Here is an 18,583-nt window from a genome sequence, read left to right on the forward strand (position 1 = left end):
TTTATATTCCTTCTACGACTAAAGAACGGCTTAGCAGAAACAGAACCTAGCTTATTCACGCTGACGCACGTTTCAACAATCTCTGTATCAATGTCCAACGAATAATAATGATGGAGATAAAAACTAATACACAACCGATCAACTCTTTTTCTGATAGGCTTTCTCCAAACCAAGCGGCTGCCATAAGCGCTGTCCAAATTGGTTCCACAATCATAATAACCACGCCATGACTGTTGCTTGACAGGCTTTGCGCATGGGTCTGCATAAAAAAACGTAGCGCCGTGCCAATAAATGCGCTTGCCAATACCCAAGCCAGCAATGTGCTTGAAAACCCTTCTGCCGCCTCTAGCCAACCCTCCGTGATAAAGGACAACATACCCACTAACACACCAACAGTTACCAAGGCTATCGCCGTTAATGGCAATGCTGGGACTCTTTTACTAACCCGGGTGACCTCACCTAATACAACTATTTCACGATGATTAGCTGCTCGAGAATTCAATACAAAAAACAGGGCCACAAAAAGCGCCGATACAATAAAGAGTAATTGCCCTTTTTGTATCTCAAATTCTCCAGATAGGGACAAGAAAGCTAGGCCCACTAAGGCAAAGGGGATTGCATACCATGTAGTAGAAGGCACCTTCTCAGCAAAAAATATTTTTGAAATAATAGGTGAAAAAATAACCGCCGAACTTGTGATAAAGCTCGCTACGCTCAAACTAACACCGGAATGAAGCCCCATTACCCAAAAACACATTCCTAAAGCAAAGATAAACCCGACGATAATAGCTTGTCGGTACTGATTCCAACTTAAGACACTCAATTGGTTAAAACCCACTATCAGCAATAACAAACCAGCTAATAAAAAGCGCGAACATATAAATAAAAGAGGAGGCATTAACAAAACTGCCTCTTTTGAAAAAATCCAACTGATAGCCGCTAATATTGTTACCAGCACCAACAAAATGTCGGCTTTTATAGCATTGGACAAAGCAAATAACCTTTTTCTTTCACCCTTAACAACCGATTAACATCTAGGTGAGCTACAGCACCAACAAGACAGGCATCATTAGCTTTTTTTATTGGCCTGATTTTTAATTTCTTCAACAATGTCAGCAGACATTTCCACCTCGCTAGCCAGCGGAATATCATCCTCATCTGTTGGGTTACTTTCAGGTGCATCCATCTCAGTTACTTTCTCGCTGTCTTCTTCAAGAGGCTCTTCTTTTCTCGTCGTTGTTTTTGATATAACCGGCCCTTCTTCCTGTGCTACTTCAAGCTCTTCATTTGGGATAGCAAGCAAAGCTGTTTCCTCTAGATCGACCTGAAGTGCTTTTGCTTCATCAGAACATAACTCACCTGCTCCGTTCGCTATATGTCGATAAACATCTCGATATTGGTCTGTTAAGCCTTTAAACAGGACAGCTGTATTAACAAAATGATTATCGACTTGTTTGCGATATGCTTCGTGTTCAGCTTCTAGCGCTTTAATTTTTGAACTGCCATCTTTTCCTTTTTTAAATAGCAAGGATAAGAAAAAACCAAAAACTGTACCTATTACAACGCCCAACAATAACTCAATACTCATTTAACTTAACTCCTGGCAAATATTCCACTTCACTTAAAAGACCTTCATTACAATTTTTATTCTATCTCACAACGCCTATAGGTGGGCTAATAACTTAAGCGCTTATTTAACGACTAAGCAATTGGCTCAACATCAATTGGCCTATCCATTAGAATATTCATTTAACCGTTAAATACTTTGATATAAGGCTCACTTTGACTAACCTAAACGAAGATTTTCATTTCCATAATACTTACCGATGGCAAACTTTGCTGAGCATGGCAAAAAAGCATCGAGCCTCTTTAATAAAAGCAAATATTATGGCCATGATCGCTGTTTTAGCGAGTGTTCCTGTGCCCCTTCTAATGCCATTATTAGTCGATGAGGTTTTACTTAAACAGCCCGGTGTTGCCGTACAAACAATCCAACAAATAACACCTACTGTTTGGCACGGGCCTATCTTATATATTCTCGCCTTATTAGTATTAACACTTTTATTAAGGGCTATCTCACTTTTTTTTAACGTTTTACAAAGCCGTCTATTTACTCTGACCGCTAAAGAAATCACTTTTCAAATTCGTCGGCATTTATTACAACGTTTACCTTTTATCTCAATGACCGAGTTTGAAACCGTTGGTAGTGGAACCATTAGCAGTCATTTTATTACTGACATTGAAACCGTTGACCAGTTTATTGGCAGTACAACAAGTAAGCTGTTAGTGGCCATTCTTACTGTTCTTGGAACCTCGATTGTTCTGCTTTGGATGCACTGGCAGCTTGCCCTCTTTATTCTTTTTCTCAACCCTGCAGTCATCTATTTCACCACCATTTTTGCCAAACGGGTCAAACATTTAAAAGCTAACGAAAACTTGGCTTTTGAAGACTTCCAACAATCCCTTATTGAAACCTTAAATGCGATAAGAGAAATTCGCGCTCATAACCGAAGCAAACATTACACAACCCTATTGATTGGAAAAGCCAACACTATCAGAACTCGCGCCAGTAGTTATTCTTGGAAGAGTGACACTGCAAACCGTCTTGGTTTTATGGTTTTTTTATTCGGTTTTGATATCTTTCGAGCTCTTGCAATGTTCATGGTCGTCTATGCCGACCTAAGTATCGGCCAGATGCTCGCCGTTTTTGGCTACCTGTGGTTTATGATGGGTCCAGTCCAAGAAATACTGCACGTTCAATTAAGTTTCTTCTCCGCAAACGCCGCCCTCGAGCGGATAAACTCCCTCATTACTTTAAAAGATGAGCCTCGTTATCCACATACAGTTAACCCCTTTAAAAATAAACACTCTGTGTCTATTCAAATGAAAAACATTCATTTTTCGTATGGTCGTCACAAAAACATTCTTAATGGCATCACACTGGATATTAAGTCAGGCGATCAAATTGCTTTGGTTGGCGCTAGTGGTGGCGGCAAATCTACATTAGTGCAGGCTCTACTTGGTTTATACCCTATCAGTGACGGGATGATTTATTTTGATAATATTCCGGTCACTCAGATAGGTTTTGATACCATTCGTAACAATGTATCAACCGTACTTCAGCACCCCGTATTATTTAATGCTTCTATACGTGACAACTTAACAATGGGGCGTTCTTTAAATGATAATGAGCTGTGGCACGCACTGTCTATTGCACAACTCCAACAAACCATACAACAATTACCTCAGCAACTGGACACATTGATCGGTCAACAAGGCGTACGTTTATCCGGTGGACAGCGTCAGCGGCTAGCCATTGCTCGAATGATCCTTAGCCAACCTAAGGTCGTTATTCTGGATGAAGCAACCTCAGCGCTGGATAGCGAAACTGAGTTTCAATTACATAAATCAATGCGGTCTTTCTTAAAGGACCGCACCACAATCATTATTGCCCATCGCTTAAGTGCCATAAAACAGGCCCAACATGTGTATGTTTTTGAAGACGGCATTATTAGCGAACAAGGCCATCACAACAAACTTATTGAACAACAGGGCTTATACGCTAAGCTTTACGGTGAAAAGCAGCATTAAACTAACTCTCACTAAGTATTTGCTCGTCCTATTTTTCTTTAAACATGAAAAACAATACAGTGTGATATAACAAAAAAGCCAGATAAGCACTCAATGGTGTTTATCTGGCTTTGATTATTAACAAGCTTTCAAGTCCCCTTGCTACTAACAGGGCTTGCTTATTCTTTTATCCAACCTTGTAATGCCGCAATAATACCTTCCGCTTGGGCAGCGCTCGATATATTGAATTTTGATTTCTGCTGGTACTCACCATTACGCTTTTGATAACGACGAATGGTATATTTATCAGGGCCATACTCTTCTTTTGTACGATTCCAGTCTTGATGCTTGTATATAACGGTCGCCCATGCACCCTTTGAAAGAACGACTTTATCAAGTTCTTTTACTGTTTCAATACCGCCATCTGTATAACTAACGGTTAGCTCTTCTACTGTTTCTGCCATGCTATTTCCTGCGCTTTGTTAATCGTTAACGCTAAACCAATTATGATTTAACGCTTGGGATAAGGTTTATCGAAGACATTCTACCAACACCTTTAATCTTTTTTCATGATACCTTCAAGTTGTTTGCAGTCCGGCCACGTTTGTTAGCGACTAAAGCCAATGAATAAAAATTTAGTCTGATACCAAACTGTCGGCAACTGCTTCACCGTAATCAATTAATTCTTCTAGTAGCACTTGCTGTTCTTCACTCCAATCACCCTCAACCACTAACTCATCAAGCCGTTCAAAATATGCTTTTAAGGTTAAACGTCCATCATTATGTTCTTTAATAAAACAATCGTGGCGATATGCTTGCCATTGCGTTTTTTCCACCTCGTTAAGAGTTTCCGGGTAATTTCTTGCTCTATAACGAAACAACATTTCTTCTAAACGCTCATCCTCAAATGGCAACGATAACTCTGCCAATTTATCTATTGGACAAGCACGTATTTGCGTCATATTTTGCACATCTATAGGGCTAAAAAAACCGCCACTATATAGCATTAGATCTGGGTCTGTAGCGCTTTCGAATGTATTAATAGAGAAAACTTCTGCCAGTTTTTTTTCAATACCCGCACCGAGTATTTTTTGCCTATTTTCTTCGCACCGCAGTAAATCAATATTTAATTTATTTTTGACCTCTGTAGTCAGGGTACTTAAAGGTGCCAACATTGGTGATTTATTAATATGAACGGTCTTAAGAGGCAGGCGCTTCTGTCCTTCATTTAATTCAGCCGTAGGTGTGTATAATCGCTGGTGGATTTCTTCAGCTGTTAAGTCAATAAGCTCTGTTGGGTCAGCAGATAGATCAAAAACCAGCACTCCATTTTTATTCACTGGGTGAGCAGCAATGGGGACAACGACTGCTAAACAATCTTGTGCGGCAGGGTATTTACTCGACACATGTATTACAGCGGTATTGTGTATCAGGTCAAGGTTTTCCGCGGCTTTTTTCTTATTTCGCAGTGATAAGCCCCAACTATAAATTCTAGGTTGTTGTTGCTTAATAAGCTTTGCTAATTCAATAGTGGCATATACATCTGATAAGGCATCATGTGCGGCCTCATGCAAGATACCATTCGCTTTAGTCAGCTCTTCTAATTTAAAACTAGCCGCGCCATCTTCACGTTGTGGCCAATTAATTCCATCTGGTCTAAGAGCATGTGTCAATCGAACTAGGTCTATTAAATCCCAACGTGAGTTGCCAGACTTCCATTCACGGGCATAAGGATCGAAAAAATTTCTATATAAAAGGTGCCTTGTAAATTCATCATCAAATCGAATACTGTTGTATCCAACGACACATGTTTGAGGCGTACTAAACTCGCGGTGCACTCGCTTAATAAATTCGCTTTCTAATAAACCTTCCCTGATTGCATGTTGTGGTGTAATTCCAGTAATTAGACAGGCTTCTGGGTGAGGCAAGATATCATCATGCAATTTACAATAAAAAACATCGGGCTTTGCAACTGGATTAAAGTTTAAATCCGTACGTATACCCGCAAACTGGACCACACGATCTCTAGCAGGATCAATGCCCGTTGTTTCGTAATCGTACCAGTAGTATGTTTCAGACAAAGCTTACCAAAGTTCATCCAGTGCTCTAAGTACATCACTCCGGCTAATTTGACCAACCAATTCGCCGTCTTCATCGAGTACTGGGTAACGTTTAAATGATGATTTTAAAAATTTCTCAGCAACGTCTACAATACTGGCCGTATCTGGCACTGTCTCTAATTCTTCAGTCATATACTCTGACACGACACCACCCACCCAGTCTTCATAGTAGGTTGACTGTAATGCCACTTGAAGACAGTCCTTTTCGGACAACATTCCTACCAGTGTGCCGCGCTCATCCACCACCGGTGCGCCAGATATTTTATGCGTATTTAAATACTTAATCGCCTGGGAAATTTCCAGTCCTGGCGTGAAGGTCGTTAAATTAGTGGCCATGTAGTCTTTTATTAATACTGACTTAAACATCTACTCCCCTTATATCCTATAAACTTATTGTAAGAATGACTAAGCGTTTAACTTTTCCATCTTTTTCTTTTTATCACAGGTTTTTTTACTACAAAGAGCGCAATCACCTTCTAGCCCATCAATGTTATTAAGACCACCACAACTGCCTTTGATTTTGCGATTGCTAAAGATCACACCAACGGACATGAATATCACTACTAGCATGAAAACTAAAAACGTTACTAAAAATATATTCATGATGATAACCCCTGGGTCATTAAGGTAAATTCTGGTGTTGCTATTTCTCTAATGCCATCACCATCCTTCACCAGAAATAAAACAGCTAATCTATTGTACACAGCCAAATCGTACCCCTTTTTATGACCTAATACCATAAAAGCTGTTGCCCAAGCATCTGCTTTCATACTATTTTCTGCCAGCACAGTAACTGAGGCCAATTTATGCTGAACGGGTTGGCCATTTGTGGGATTAATAGTGTGAGAAAAACGAACACCATCTTTCTCGAAAAAATTCCTATAATCACCTGAGGTAGCAATAGCCGTATCGCTTACCTTAAGTACGCGATGGATTGAACGATTTTTTGAGTCTGGCTTTTCAATTGCTATACGCCATAAGGTATTTTGTGCGTTTTTACCGCGTAATCGCATTTCTCCGCCAATCTCGACCATAAAGTTGCTATAGCCTCTTAACTCAATAAGTTCTGCAATTTCATCGACAGCATAGCCTTTAGCAATAGACGAAAAGTCGATATACACCTTATCGTTTAACTTTTTAATCTCAAGCGTGTCTAGGTTATAAGCAATATTTTGATAGCCCACACTAGCTAGGACTTCCTTGATCTGAACTTCAGTTGGTATCTCATCGACATTAAATGTCGGGCCAAAACCCCATAGGTTCACTAAAGGTCCGACAGTAATATCATATGCACCCTCAGTAATATCACTTATCTGTTGAGCGTGTGCTAAAACATTTATAAACTCTTTAGATTTTTTGTGCCACTGCTGGCCCTTAGAGTCGTTAAAAACAGACACTTCCGAGGAACCAATATACGTCGAGAATGACTGATTAATTTCAACTAAGCGTGAGTCTATTGCTTTTTTTAATGACTCTTGCGTTTCATTTAATTGATCTGCTGCAATAGTTATGTGATAGGTCGTACCCATCGTTTCGCCACTTAATGTAAACGCTGATTTATGCTGCGAATCGCAACCATTAAGTAAGCTGAGAAATATTAAAAAACCCGCTAAAAATATTACATTTTTAGCGGGGTGCTTAAGTAAACTCAATTATCCACCAAAGTCATCGAGCATGATATTTTCATCTTCAACACCAAGGTCTTGAAGCATTTTAATCACCGCTGCGTTCATCATTGGTGGCCCACACATGTAAAACTCACAATCTTCAGGTGCTGGATGATTTTTTAAGTATTCTTCAAATAAAACTTCATGAATAAAACCTGTCAAACCATCCCAATTATCTTCAGGCTGTGGATCTGATAAAGCAACGTGCCACTCAAAATTATCGTTTTCTTTCGCCAGCATATCGAAATCTTCCACATAGAACATTTCTTTTAGGCTTCGAGAACCATACCAGAATGATATTTTTCGATCTGTTTTAATCCGACGTAGTTGATCAAAAATATGCGACCTCATCGGCGCCATACCTGCACCACCACCTATGAAGACCATTTCGGACTTTGTCTCTTTGGCGAAAAACTCACCATAAGGGCCAGATATCGTAACTTCATCGCCCGGCTTAAGGTTAAAGATATAAGAAGACATTTTCCCAGGTGGGGTGCCTTCTGGCGCATTAGGTGCTGGTGAAGCGATACGAACATTTAACATTATTATCCCTTCTTCTTCAGGATAATTAGCCATTGAATATGCTCTTAATACCTCTTCATCAACTTCAGATTTATAACGCCAAATATTGAAGTGATCCCAATCGGCTCTATATTCTTCTTCAACGTCAAAGTCTTTATAATCTACAACATGCGGTGGACATTCAATTTGAATATAACCACCCGCACGGAAGCCAACATCTTCACCTTCAGGCAATTCAAGAACCAGTTCTTTAATGAATGTCGCTACGTTATGGTTTGATTTAACTTTACATTTCCACTTCTTAACACCAAACACTTCTTCTGGCACTGTAATTTTCATGTCATGTTTAACCGTTAACTGACACGATAAGCGTTCGCCATCACGTTGCTGACCTTTATTAATGTGAGCACCTTCGGTTGGTAACATTGAGCCACCACCTTCTTGAACACGCACCTTACATTGGCCACAAGTGCCCCCGCCTCCACACGCTGAAGGAACGAATAATTGAGCATCTGCTAATGCGCCTAGCAATTTGCCACCCACAGGTGCCTCTACTTCTTTTTCACCGTTAATTAATATTTTGACATTACCATGCGCTACTAATTTTGACTTTGCCGCCAAAATAATCATCACCAGGATTAAGACAATACCGGTAAAAAACGTTATACCTAAACCAATTTCTAACATACTGAGTTCCTAATTACAGTTGAATACCAGAGAATGCCATAAAGCCCATCGCCATTAAGCCTGCTGTGATAAAGGTAATCCCTAATCCACGTAAGCCATCAGGTACATCTGAATATTTTAGCTTTTCTCTTATTCCTGCAATGGCTGTAATCGCTAGTGCCCAGCCTAAGCCACTGCCAAAGCCAAAGACTAAACTTTCGCCTAAATTATAATCTCGCTCTACCATAAACAATGAACCACCTAGAATCGCACAGTTCACGGTAATTAACGGCAAAAACACACCCAGTGCGTTATAGAGTGCTGGTGCAAACTTATCCATCGCCATTTCAAGAATTTGAACGACCGCCGCAATAACGCCAATATAAACAATTAATCCTAAAAAGTTTAAATCAACTTCTGGTAGCCCTAACCACTCAAGCGCACCTTCTTTAAGTAAACCTTGGTATAAAATGTTATTCAGTGGCATTGTTAACGTTTGCACCAAAATCACGGCAACACCTAAACCCATGGCGGTAGAAACCTTCTTAGAAACAGCTAAGAACGTACACATCCCAAGGAAGAAAGATAACGCCAAGTTTTCTACGAAAACCGCTTTAACAAATAAACTTATATAAGCTTCCATTACGCAACCTCCGTTCCGTTAACTTCTTTGATTTTAAATTCTGCCTTTTCAACTTGTGCAGGACGTAATGAACGAACACCCCAGATCATTAAACCTATGATAAAAAATGCACTCGGTGGTAATAACATTAAACCATTAGGTACGTACCAACCCCCATCATTTACAGTTGATAGGATTTCTATACCAAATAATTTTCCTGAGCCCAGGAGCTCACGAAATGTACCTACAAACATTAGAACAAGCGAATAACCCAGACCATTTCCTATACCATCTAAAAAACTAAGTCCTGGTGGGTTTTTCATTGCAAATGCTTCTGCACGTCCCATCACAATACAGTTAGTAATAATCAACCCAACAAATACAGACAGCTGCTTACTTAAATCATAAACATAGGCTTTCAACACTTGGTCAACAACAATAACCAGCGATGCAATAATCGTCATTTGAACAATAATACGGATTGCACTAGGAACATGATTACGAATCATACTAATTGATAGATTCGAAAACGCTGTCACTGATGTCAGGGCTAATGACATAACGAGTGCCGTCCCAAGGTTTGTTGTTACAGCTAGCGCTGAACAAACCCCTAAAACCTGTAAGCCGATAGGGTTATTATCAACTAATGGGTCTAATATAATTTTTTGAGTTTCTTTATTCATCGTTACGCTCCATTCTCTTGAACTTTATTCAGGTATTGTTGATACCCTTCAGCGCCCATCCAATATTTCAGCATATTACTCACACCACGACTTGTTAATGTTGCTCCTGCTAAACCATCAACTTGATATTCCGCTTTAGGTGCACTCGGAACAACCGTTCCCTTAATGACTTTAATTGCAACATCACCCTCTGGTCCGTAGATTTTCTTTCCATCCCATATTTTTTTCCATTTTGGGTTATCTACTTCCCCACCTAAACCTGGGGTTTCTGCGTGTTCGTAGTAGCTTAAACCAACAATGGTCTGGCCATCATTTTCTACCGCAAGGAAACCGTACAAGGTTGACCATAAACCATAACCATTGATTGGAAGAATTAGCTGCTTCACAGCATCACCTTCTTTCACTTGATAAACCGGCATATATTTCGGACGCATCCTGATATTAGCAAGGTCATCTGACTTAGGTATTGTTACATTCAAGTTTGGGTCTTTAGCTGCTCGTCTTACATCGTATGTTGCCGGATCCATATCGGTGACATACTCACCCGTTGATAAATCAACAAGCTTAATATCAATTTTTGAAAAAGCCGCTTCGATATCATCGCCTTGCTCATACAAACCCGCTACTTGAAGAATATTTTTCTTCTTATCTAGCTCTTTATTAAGTTCTTGTAGTGGTTTAAGCGCAACAGCTGAAATTGACACAAAAACTGCACATACTAGGCACACTAAAGTCGCCATGATGAACGTTTTAAGCGTACTATCGTTTGATAACGCGAGGAAGTTCATTTTGCCTACTGGCTTCGCTTCATTTTCATTAGGCATTTCTTTTCTCCCTTCTTTTGATGTTTGACTGAACAACAAAATAATCAATCAATGGTGCAAACATATTGGCAAACAATATGGCCAACATCATTCCCTCTGGGAAAGCAGGGTTTACCACACGAATTAAAACCACCATCAGACCAATTAATAGACCATACACCCATCGACCCGTGTTTGTCATCGCCGCACTCACAGGGTCCGTTGCCATATAGATGGCACCAAATGCAAAACCACCTAATACAGCATGCCAGTACCAAGGTGTTGCAAACATAGGGTTTGTGTCACTACCAATTAAATTAAGCATAGTACTGGTGACTATCATGCCAGCTAAGACGCCTAACATAATGCGATACGAAGCAATTCGGGTATATAACAAAAAGCTCGCCCCAATTAAACACGCAAGTGTTGAGGTTTCACCCATTGAGCCTTGCACCGTTCCTAAGAACGCATCCATCCAAGTAATTCCTGATGTCGTTACTGCTGTAATACCACCCGCAGCAGCCATGCCTAAAGCCGTCGCACCGCTAAACCCATCAACAGCCGTCCAAATAGCATCACCTGACATTTGAGCTGGATAAGCAAAAAACAAAAACGCACGTGCTGTTAACGCGGGGTTCAAGAAGTTTTTACCTGTACCACCAAACACTTCCTTACCAACAACAACACCAAATGAAATACCAATAGCTACCTGCCAAAGAGGAATTGTGGCCGGCAAAATCAGCGAAAACAGCATTGATGTAACGAAAAACCCTTCGTTAACCTCATGCCCTCGCACAATTGCAAATAAGACTTCCCAAATACCGCCTACTAATACGGTAACAACATAAATGGGTATATAGTACATGGCACCATGTACCATATTTGCCACAAGACTGTCTGGGTTATAGCCGACCGCATTTGTTACAAAACCACGCCATGAATCTAGCGATGTCATGTTTAACTCAGCCATCGCCATGTTCGCCATATGGCCGGTATTCCACATTGCCATCAACACACAAGGTAACGCCGCGATGAATACATACGTCATGATACGCTTTAAATCAATAGCATCTCTTACATGCGTTGTGCCTGCGGTAACATCTTTAGGCGTATATAAAAAGGTATCCACCATTTCATAAATCGCATAATACTTCTCTAGTGATCCGCCTTTAGCGAACTTCGGGTGTATTGAATCTAAATAATTCCTTAAACGAGACATTAACCCTCCTTCTCAATGTGTGCCAAATTAGCGCGTAGCGCCTTACCAAAATCATGCTTACCTGAATCTACAAATGAGCATAACGCTAAATCTTCTTCGTCTAGTTCTAATGCACCGAGTGATTCAGCTGCATCAACATCCATAACAACTAAGGCTCGAAGTAATTGTGTTGGCAAAATATCCAACGGCATCACGCCTTCATATACCCCAATAGGAACCATGGCACGTGGACTACCGTGTGCTGATGTATCCATTGCCATTTTTTTCTTACGGTTAAAACTAGATAGCAGAGCATTTGTAAAAGAGAATTTCTCGCCTGCTGGGTTTAGCCACCCTAGCAGCTGACGCTCTCTTCCTTCTTGAAGTACTGACAACTGAACATGGTAACGACCTAAATAAGATGCCCAGTTATTCGCTTTTCTACCTGACAAAACAGAGCCCGAAATAATTCGCACATTACCCGTCTCAATTTCTTTTCTAACCAACTCTTCTGTATTTGCACCCAGTCTAGTTTTAATAAGACGCGGCTTAAGAACTTTGGGGCCGGCTAACGAAATGACCCGTTCAACGTTTAAAAGACCCGATGTAAATAATTTACCAATGGCAATCACATCTTGATAGCCAATGGTCCACGCAATTTTTTTCGAATGAACAGGGTCAATAAAATGTATATGTGTACCAGAAAGACCTGCTGGATGCGGTCCAGAAAACTCAGCGACTTCGACCACGTCGGGAACTGCTATGTCTGCGTCGACAGCCTTACTCACATACACCTTTCCTTCTGTCAGGCGAGAGATCACTGTTAAACCATCTTTAAATGCATCTGCATCTTCGGCAATAACAACACTTGGATCTGCCGCTAATGGATTAGTATCCATAACGGATACATGAATCGCTACAGGTCGAGTAGCTGGCGCAGGTACTTTACTGAATGGACGCGTTCTAAAAGCTGTCCATAAACCTGATTCTGTTAGGTTCTTAACAACATCTACCGCATCAAGGCTCGCTAATTTTTCAGACGAGTATTTGGTAAACTCAACCTGATCGTCACCGTCTAATTCAATAACAACCGTGCGTAACACACGTTTCGCACCTCGGTTAATGCTTTTGACAACCCCGCAACCAGGCGAAGTAAAACTAACACCTTCGGTTTTTTTATCGGTAAATAAAATCTGCCCCAGCTTGACACGATCACCTTCTTTAACCAGCATGGTAGGCTTCATATCTATGTAGTCTTCGCCAAAAACGGCAACACTGGAAACCTGATTACCCTCTGAAATAACTTGACTTGGCGCGCCTTTAATTGGCAGGTCCAAGCCTTCTTTGATCTTAAAGTAGTTCATTGATTAGGCTTCTTAATTGATTTAAGTTTGTTTGTTTAAGCAGACTGCACGTTTAATGTCGAGTAGCGACTATAACCCGCTGACCTGCCGTCAATACTTCTAGAAAAATTACTTATAAAACTTTTCGAATTCTATCCTATCGCACCGCATCATTCAATCTCGTTAACTAATTCCTTATACCAATTCCCTTAGAAAGTAGCCTTAAACTGACCCCCAACATAAAAACAATAAATGTCGCAATAACGATAAAGCCGTATAACAGCGGTATATCAGACTCCCCTAATATACTAAACCGAAATACATCGATCATGTAAAGCACTGGATTGAGTAATGATACGTTTTGCCAAAACTCTGGCAATAAGTCAATCGAATAAAACACCCCTCCCAAATATATCAAAGGCGTCAAAACAAACGTTGGCACAATTGAAATATCATCAAAGCTTTTTGCATAGGCTGCATTAATAAAGCCCGCCGCTGAAAACAACACCCCTGTTAACAAGAATACAACCACCATCATCACCGGGTGTGCAATATTTAAGTCTGTAAAAAACAAGGACACAATCGTCACCAAAACCCCCACGATCAGCCCTCTCAGCACCCCACCAGAAATATACCCTGTCAAAATAATCCAACCGGGAATAGGTGCAACCAACATTTCTTCAATATTATGCTGGAATTTTGAACTGTAGAAAGAGGAAACTACATTTGAATAGGCATTACTAATAACCGCCATTAAAATAAGCCCAGGGACAATAAAGTCCATATAATCATAGCCATTCATCGTCCCAATTCTTGAGCCAATTAAAGTACCAAAAATAAGAAAATAAAGCGTTGTAGTAATCACCGATGGCAATAAAGTTTGCACCCAAATACGTAGAAAACGCCTAACTTCCTTATACGTTATTGTTTCTAGCGCAACACAGTATTCTTTATTAAACATTATCCTTACCCTTCTTTACTAATAACTTAAGAAACAGCTGTTCTAGCCTGTTTGATTCATTACGAATACCCGATACTTTTATACCCAATTGAGTTAACTCATCAAATAAGGCGTGTATTCCCGACTCCTTGCGCACGCTAACCTGCCATGTCGTTTCATCCAAACGCTCTATTCTACAACCCGTTATTACTGGCAGCTCTTTTTCCGGTCGCTCAAGACTCAGCACAAAAACTTCTTCATCTGCTTTTTCCAGCAAACCCTTCATATCCATATTCTCAATCACATTACCTTTATTGATAATGGCAATATGCTTACACAGACTTTCTGCTTCCTCTAGATAATGAGTGGTTAGAATTATCGTCGTTCCAGCAGCATTTATTTCCTTAAAAAAGCGCCACATTGACCGACGTATTTCAATATCAACACCAGCTGTAGGTTCGTCGAGTATTAGTAATTTCGGCTCATGCACCAATGCTCGCGCAATCATCAACCGCCGTTTCATACCGCCTGACAGCTCCCTTGCTGCCTCATTACGCTTATCCCAAAGCTCTAGCTGTTTTAGACAAATCTCAGCTCTTTCCAGCGCTTTTTTTCGAGGAATACCGTAATAGCCGGCCTGAGACACAACGATATCAAAGACATTTTCAAACTGATTAAAATTAAACTCTTGTGGCACCAAACCAAGACAGCGCTTCACCCCTTCCGGGTCAGTATCCAAATCATGCCCGTAGACTTTAACAGTACCTGATGTCTTATTAACCAACGAGGCCACAATGCCTATTGTGGTGGACTTGCCTGCGCCATTTGCACCTAATAGTGCAAAAAAATCTCCCTGCTTGACCTCTAAATTTATACCTTTAACCGCAAGAAAGTCGTTATCGTAACGCTTGTATAGCTGATTTATTTCAAGTGCATTCATATTTAAAACTTGTATTTGTAAAAATAAAACATCTAACTCGTAAGCCAAGTTAGCAATTAACCGCCTAGTTTAACGTATAATGACACTATCATTTCGACATCAACCAAACTATTACTTAAATTATGTCTGACAAGCCTATAAAGAACGCGCTGTATTATCACCAACATCCGAAGCCTGGAAAGATTGAAGTTACACCGACTAAAGCACTGAGTAACCAAACCGACCTTGCTTTGGCTTACAGCCCCGGCGTGGCAGAACCCTGTTTAGAAATAGCCAAAGACCCCTCTTCTGCCGCACTTTATACGGCACGAAGCAACCTAGTGGCGGTAATTACCAATGGTACTGCCGTCCTTGGCTTAGGGGATATAGGCCCACTGGCCTCAAAACCAGTTATGGAAGGCAAAGGCGTCCTGTTTAAGAAGTTTGGCGGCGTAGATGTCTTTGACATTGAAATCAATGAAAAAGACCCCGATAAATTTGTTGATATTGTGGCCAGCCTAGCACCCACCTTTGGCGGCATTAACCTTGAAGATATTAAAGCACCCGAATGTTTCTTCATCGAAAAAAAGCTTCGTGAAAAAATTGACATCCCTGTTTTCCACGATGACCAACATGGCACCGCCATTATCACAGCCGCTGCTATCCTTAACGGCTTAAAAGTAGCCAATAAAGACATTTCAACGGTTCGACTTGTTGCATCTGGAGCAGGTGCGGCCGGTATTGCATGCCTAGATATGCTTGTTGAAATGGGCCTCAAACGAGAAAACATTCTCGTCAGCGACAGTAAAGGGATTATCCATGACGGCAGAACTGAAGGAATGGATGATCGCAAACAACGCTACGCGACTAAAACTGACATCAGAACCTTAGCCGAAGCCACTGTCGGAGCAGATATTTTCCTAGGCGTATCACGTGCCGGCATGATGACTAAAGACATGGTCAAACAAATGGCCAAATCACCTATCATCTTCGCACTTGCTAACCCCATACCCGAAATACTACCCGAAGAGATTAAAGAAGTAAGGGATGACGCTATTATTGCAACTGGTCGCTCTGACTATCCAAATCAAGTGAATAATGTGCTGTGTTTCCCTTATATCTTTAGGGGCGCACTTGATGTTGGCGCAACTACCATTAACGAAGAAATGAAACTCGCGTGTATCCGCGCGCTATCCAAGTTGGCACAAAAAGCAGTAAATGACGACAGTGATAGTTATGTTGGAAAGACCCCTGTTTTTGGACCCGAATACTTAATTCCTCGTCCTTTCGATCCTAATCTTATTATTGAAATACCATTAGCTGTTGCCAAAGCCGCTATGGAAAGTGGTGTTGCTACCAAACCAATTAAAGACTTTAATCATTACAGAGCCTCGCTTGAACGCTACGTTTATCGTTCAGGTATGGTCATGAAGCCCATTTTCGAGCAAGCCAAACTCACACCAAAGCGTGTCGTTTATGCCGAAGGGGAAAATGGAAGAGTACTTCGCGCCGTACAAGAGATCGTTAACTCGCAGTTAGCCTCGCCCATTCTTGTAGGTCGTAAAAAGGTCATTATTGAACAAATTGATCGATTAGGCCTTGAAACATCAATACTAGATCAAGTTGAAATTATTGAACCAGACAACAACCCTTACTTTCGCGAATGTGTTGCCGAATACCATAAAGCAAAAGGGCGAAAAGGTGTTTCATTAACCTTAGCGCAAAATTATGTGCGGACAAAAACAACCGTCTTAGCCTCCTTACTTGTCAAGCTTGGCAAAGCTGACGCTATGATTTGTGGCATGGTTGGTAATTATCACCGACACCTTGGTCATATTACCGATATTTTAGATAAAGCAGACGGGGTAAAAAATGTAGCGGCACTGAGCGCCATTTCATTACAAAAAGGCGTTTTCTTCTTTTGCGACACAATGGTAAACAACAACCCAACTACTGATGAGCTAGTTGCCATGACATTGCAGTCTGCTAACCATGTTAAACGATTTGGCATCACCCCTAAAGCCGCCTTACTATCACATTCTAATTTTGGCAGCGCTAATGATGATGATGCAAAAAAAATGTCCAGCGCTGTTAGCATTCTTCATGAAAAACATCCTCAACTTGAAGTTGAAGGTGAAATTCAAGCCGATGCTGCGTTGCTTGAAAATTTAAGAAAAGGCGTGATAAACGACTCCAAACTTAACGGTGAAGCTAATTTATTTATCTTCCCTAATTTAGACGCCGCCAACATTTCATTTAACATGGTTCGCATCTTAAGTGACGGGGTAACCATTGGCCCTATTTTATTGGGCTTAGAAAAACCCGTACACGTTCTAAAGCCTTTTGCCTCTGTCAGGCGAATCCTGAACATGACCGCTTTATGCTCTGCAGAACAAGGTGAGGTTAGCTAATTTAAGCGATAAAACACCCATAATGTGATTTCTTTCACATTACGGGTGTTGGTTTGTTAACTATAATTATTACGTAAATTACTCTAAAATACTGATATGAACGTTAGCTCTATCAACCAAAACGCCCTCTTAGGCATTAACAACGGTCTTAATCAGGCAAGCAATGCAAGCCAGAAACTGGCCAGTAATGAGCAGTTAAGCGGCGAGCAATCTAGTCAAGAGACAGCCAAAGAGCTCCTCGCGTTACAACAAGCACAACAGCAAGTTCAAGTATCAACCCGAGTCGCACAAACAGCTGGCGATGTTATTGGCAGCATAATAGATATTAGAGCCTAACCCCCCTTCAAAACACAACTAAAGCTCAGCATTAATTAAGGTGAATTCCCATCTGCTATAGTTTTGCGTCTATTTATTGTAGAATGGTCGTTTAACTTTACTTAATAGGACTGTATTTTGGAAACAGAAAAGCAAAAGCTTAGCTACACAATGGGCCAACAAATTGGTGGCGGTATCCGTCAAGATAAACTAGATGTTGAAACCGAATCCCTCGTTTTAGGCCTTACACACAGCTTAAATGGCGACCCTAGCCTTTTAAACCCTGCAGAAATGCAAGCAGTTATTGAAGCATTCCAAAAAGAAATGCAGGAAAAAGCTAACGAAGCAAAAAACAACAACGCTGATAAAAGCATTCAGTTCTTAAAAGACAACCTTGCAACTGAAGGGGTACAAGTTCTAGAAAGCGGCCTGCAATACATTGTTATCAATCAAGGCACAGGCGAAAAACCTCAAGCAACAGATACTGTTGAAGTGCATTATGAAGGCACACTTATCAATGGCACTGTGTTTGACAGCTCTATTAAGCGTGGCGAGCCAGCTACATTCCCAGTAAATGGCGTTATCCCGGGTTGGCAAGAAGCACTACAACTGATGGAAGTTGGCACAAAATGGAAAGTGTTTATTCCTTCTGAATTGGCTTACGGTGAACAAGGTGCAGGTGGTGCGATTGGACCAAATGAAACACTGATTTTTGAAATGGAATTGTTAGCGATTAAATAACACTAAGTTTCAAAGCAAAAAAAACCGGTCATTGACCGGTTTTTTTTGCTTCTATAACCTTAA

General features: G+C 40.7%; 19 protein-coding genes. 4 read left to right on the plus strand and 15 right to left on the minus strand.

The genetic code is table 11. The features are described from left to right. Positions 1-55: 55 nt before the first annotated feature. Positions 56-991, minus strand: coding sequence for a DMT family transporter (locus CPC19_RS10370; RefSeq protein ID WP_016389813.1), 936 nt, complete (start codon positions 989-991; stop codon positions 56-58). Positions 992-1,069: 78 nt separating this feature from the next. Next, on the minus strand, positions 1,070-1,588 hold the full coding sequence (locus CPC19_RS10375) for a YhcB family protein (RefSeq protein WP_016389814.1): 519 nt from the start codon (positions 1,586-1,588) through the stop codon (positions 1,070-1,072). 257 nt (positions 1,589-1,845) lie between these two features. On the opposite strand from CPC19_RS10375, the gene CPC19_RS10380 reads away from it, so the two are divergent. After that, positions 1,846-3,591 (plus strand): ABC transporter ATP-binding protein, encoded by a 1,746-nt coding sequence (locus tag CPC19_RS10380; RefSeq protein ID WP_016389815.1) that lies wholly within the window; start codon positions 1,846-1,848, stop codon positions 3,589-3,591. A 158-nt stretch (positions 3,592-3,749) separates the two neighbouring features. Here CPC19_RS10380 and CPC19_RS10385 read toward each other — a convergent pair whose 3' ends face one another. The 13 genes from CPC19_RS10385 to CPC19_RS10445 form a co-directional block, all read right to left on the minus strand. Continuing rightward, positions 3,750-4,034, minus strand: a complete 285-nt coding sequence (locus CPC19_RS10385; RefSeq protein ID WP_015005345.1) for a hypothetical protein — start codon at positions 4,032-4,034, stop codon at positions 3,750-3,752. Between the two features lie 171 nt (positions 4,035-4,205). Further along, complete coding sequence (gene sbcB / locus CPC19_RS10390; protein WP_016389817.1) at positions 4,206-5,651, minus strand: exodeoxyribonuclease I; 1,446 nt, start codon at positions 5,649-5,651, stop codon at positions 4,206-4,208. Between the two features lie 3 nt (positions 5,652-5,654). Next, positions 5,655-6,056, minus strand: a complete 402-nt coding sequence (locus CPC19_RS10395) for a CBS domain-containing protein (RefSeq protein ID WP_015005343.1) — start codon at positions 6,054-6,056, stop codon at positions 5,655-5,657. A 39-nt stretch (positions 6,057-6,095) separates the two neighbouring features. Beyond that, positions 6,096-6,293 (minus strand): (Na+)-NQR maturation NqrM, encoded by a 198-nt coding sequence (gene nqrM / locus CPC19_RS10400; protein ID WP_016389819.1) that lies wholly within the window; start codon positions 6,291-6,293, stop codon positions 6,096-6,098. After that, on the minus strand, positions 6,290-7,342 hold the full coding sequence (locus CPC19_RS10405; protein ID WP_016389820.1) for an FAD:protein FMN transferase: 1,053 nt from the start codon (positions 7,340-7,342) through the stop codon (positions 6,290-6,292). Before CPC19_RS10405 ends, nqrM begins: the two co-directional genes overlap by 4 nt. After that, the gene (nqrF, locus tag CPC19_RS10410; protein ID WP_015005340.1) at positions 7,343-8,566 is read right to left on the minus strand and encodes an NADH:ubiquinone reductase (Na(+)-transporting) subunit F; all 1,224 of its coding nucleotides are present in this window, start codon (positions 8,564-8,566) and stop codon (positions 7,343-7,345) included. A gap of 13 nt (positions 8,567-8,579) precedes the next feature. Continuing rightward, entirely contained in the window at positions 8,580-9,188 is a 609-nt protein-coding gene (nqrE, locus tag CPC19_RS10415) for an NADH:ubiquinone reductase (Na(+)-transporting) subunit E (protein WP_015005339.1), read from the minus strand. Further along, positions 9,188-9,850 (minus strand): NADH:ubiquinone reductase (Na(+)-transporting) subunit D, encoded by a 663-nt coding sequence (locus CPC19_RS10420; RefSeq protein ID WP_015005338.1) that lies wholly within the window; start codon positions 9,848-9,850, stop codon positions 9,188-9,190. Before CPC19_RS10420 ends, nqrE begins: the two co-directional genes overlap by 1 nt. 2 nt (positions 9,851-9,852) lie before the next feature. After that, a complete protein-coding gene (locus tag CPC19_RS10425) occupies positions 9,853-10,674 on the minus strand; it encodes a Na(+)-translocating NADH-quinone reductase subunit C (protein ID WP_015005337.1) in 822 nt (273 codons plus the stop codon). Then, complete coding sequence (locus tag CPC19_RS10430) at positions 10,667-11,872, minus strand: NADH:ubiquinone reductase (Na(+)-transporting) subunit B (protein ID WP_015005336.1); 1,206 nt, start codon at positions 11,870-11,872, stop codon at positions 10,667-10,669. Before CPC19_RS10430 ends, CPC19_RS10425 begins: the two co-directional genes overlap by 8 nt. After that, entirely contained in the window at positions 11,872-13,215 is a 1,344-nt protein-coding gene (locus CPC19_RS10435) for a Na(+)-translocating NADH-quinone reductase subunit A (RefSeq protein ID WP_015005335.1), read from the minus strand. The genes CPC19_RS10430 and CPC19_RS10435 overlap by 1 nt, the downstream gene beginning before the upstream one ends. 166 nt (positions 13,216-13,381) lie before the next feature. Then, positions 13,382-14,155: an ABC transporter permease gene (locus CPC19_RS10440; RefSeq protein ID WP_015005334.1), complete on the minus strand. Its 774-nt coding sequence runs from the start codon at positions 14,153-14,155 to the stop codon at positions 13,382-13,384. After that, complete coding sequence (locus tag CPC19_RS10445) at positions 14,148-15,074, minus strand: ABC transporter ATP-binding protein (protein ID WP_016389823.1); 927 nt, start codon at positions 15,072-15,074, stop codon at positions 14,148-14,150. Before CPC19_RS10445 ends, CPC19_RS10440 begins: the two co-directional genes overlap by 8 nt. A 122-nt stretch (positions 15,075-15,196) precedes the next feature. On the opposite strand from CPC19_RS10445, the gene CPC19_RS10450 reads away from it, so the two are divergent. From CPC19_RS10450 to CPC19_RS10460, 3 genes are all read left to right on the plus strand, one after another. Continuing rightward, positions 15,197-17,464 carry an NADP-dependent malic enzyme gene (locus CPC19_RS10450; protein WP_015005332.1) on the plus strand — a complete coding sequence of 756 codons (2,268 nt, stop codon included), beginning with the start codon at positions 15,197-15,199 and terminating at the stop codon, positions 17,462-17,464. Between the two features lie 96 nt (positions 17,465-17,560). Then, positions 17,561-17,800: a hypothetical protein gene (locus tag CPC19_RS10455; RefSeq protein WP_015005331.1), complete on the plus strand. Its 240-nt coding sequence runs from the start codon at positions 17,561-17,563 to the stop codon at positions 17,798-17,800. Between the two features lie 117 nt (positions 17,801-17,917). After that, on the plus strand, positions 17,918-18,520 hold the full coding sequence (locus CPC19_RS10460; RefSeq protein ID WP_015005330.1) for an FKBP-type peptidyl-prolyl cis-trans isomerase: 603 nt from the start codon (positions 17,918-17,920) through the stop codon (positions 18,518-18,520). The last annotated feature ends 63 nt before the right edge of the window (positions 18,521-18,583 follow it).

This window comes from Cycloclasticus sp. PY97N (assembly GCF_002443175.1).
Lineage (GTDB): Bacteria > Pseudomonadota > Gammaproteobacteria > Methylococcales > Cycloclasticaceae > Cycloclasticus > Cycloclasticus pugetii.

What these genes read in the sequence shown, in the direction of transcription:
- CPC19_RS10375 (WP_016389814.1), bottom strand. Translation starts at nt 1,588, where the DNA reads ATGAGTATTGAGTTATTGTTGGGCGTTGTAATAGGTACAGTTTTTGGT.
- CPC19_RS10380 (WP_016389815.1), top strand. Translation starts at nt 1,846, where the DNA reads ATGGCAAAAAAGCATCGAGCCTCTTTAATAAAAGCAAATATTATGGCC.
- CPC19_RS10385 (WP_015005345.1), bottom strand. Translation starts at nt 4,034, where the DNA reads ATGGCAGAAACAGTAGAAGAGCTAACCGTTAGTTATACAGATGGCGGT.
- CPC19_RS10395 (WP_015005343.1), bottom strand. Translation starts at nt 6,056, where the DNA reads ATGTTTAAGTCAGTATTAATAAAAGACTACATGGCCACTAATTTAACG.
- nqrM (WP_016389819.1), bottom strand. Translation starts at nt 6,293, where the DNA reads ATGAATATATTTTTAGTAACGTTTTTAGTTTTCATGCTAGTAGTGATA.
- nqrF (WP_015005340.1), bottom strand. Translation starts at nt 8,566, where the DNA reads ATGTTAGAAATTGGTTTAGGTATAACGTTTTTTACCGGTATTGTCTTA.
- nqrE (WP_015005339.1), bottom strand. Translation starts at nt 9,188, where the DNA reads ATGGAAGCTTATATAAGTTTATTTGTTAAAGCGGTTTTCGTAGAAAAC.
- CPC19_RS10420 (WP_015005338.1), bottom strand. Translation starts at nt 9,850, where the DNA reads ATGAATAAAGAAACTCAAAAAATTATATTAGACCCATTAGTTGATAAT.
- CPC19_RS10425 (WP_015005337.1), bottom strand. Translation starts at nt 10,674, where the DNA reads ATGCCTAATGAAAATGAAGCGAAGCCAGTAGGCAAAATGAACTTCCTC.
- CPC19_RS10430 (WP_015005336.1), bottom strand. Translation starts at nt 11,872, where the DNA reads ATGTCTCGTTTAAGGAATTATTTAGATTCAATACACCCGAAGTTCGCT.
- CPC19_RS10435 (WP_015005335.1), bottom strand. Translation starts at nt 13,215, where the DNA reads ATGAACTACTTTAAGATCAAAGAAGGCTTGGACCTGCCAATTAAAGGC.
- CPC19_RS10440 (WP_015005334.1), bottom strand. Translation starts at nt 14,155, where the DNA reads ATGTTTAATAAAGAATACTGTGTTGCGCTAGAAACAATAACGTATAAG.
- CPC19_RS10445 (WP_016389823.1), bottom strand. Translation starts at nt 15,074, where the DNA reads ATGAATGCACTTGAAATAAATCAGCTATACAAGCGTTACGATAACGAC.
- CPC19_RS10450 (WP_015005332.1), top strand. Translation starts at nt 15,197, where the DNA reads ATGTCTGACAAGCCTATAAAGAACGCGCTGTATTATCACCAACATCCG.
- CPC19_RS10455 (WP_015005331.1), top strand. Translation starts at nt 17,561, where the DNA reads ATGAACGTTAGCTCTATCAACCAAAACGCCCTCTTAGGCATTAACAAC.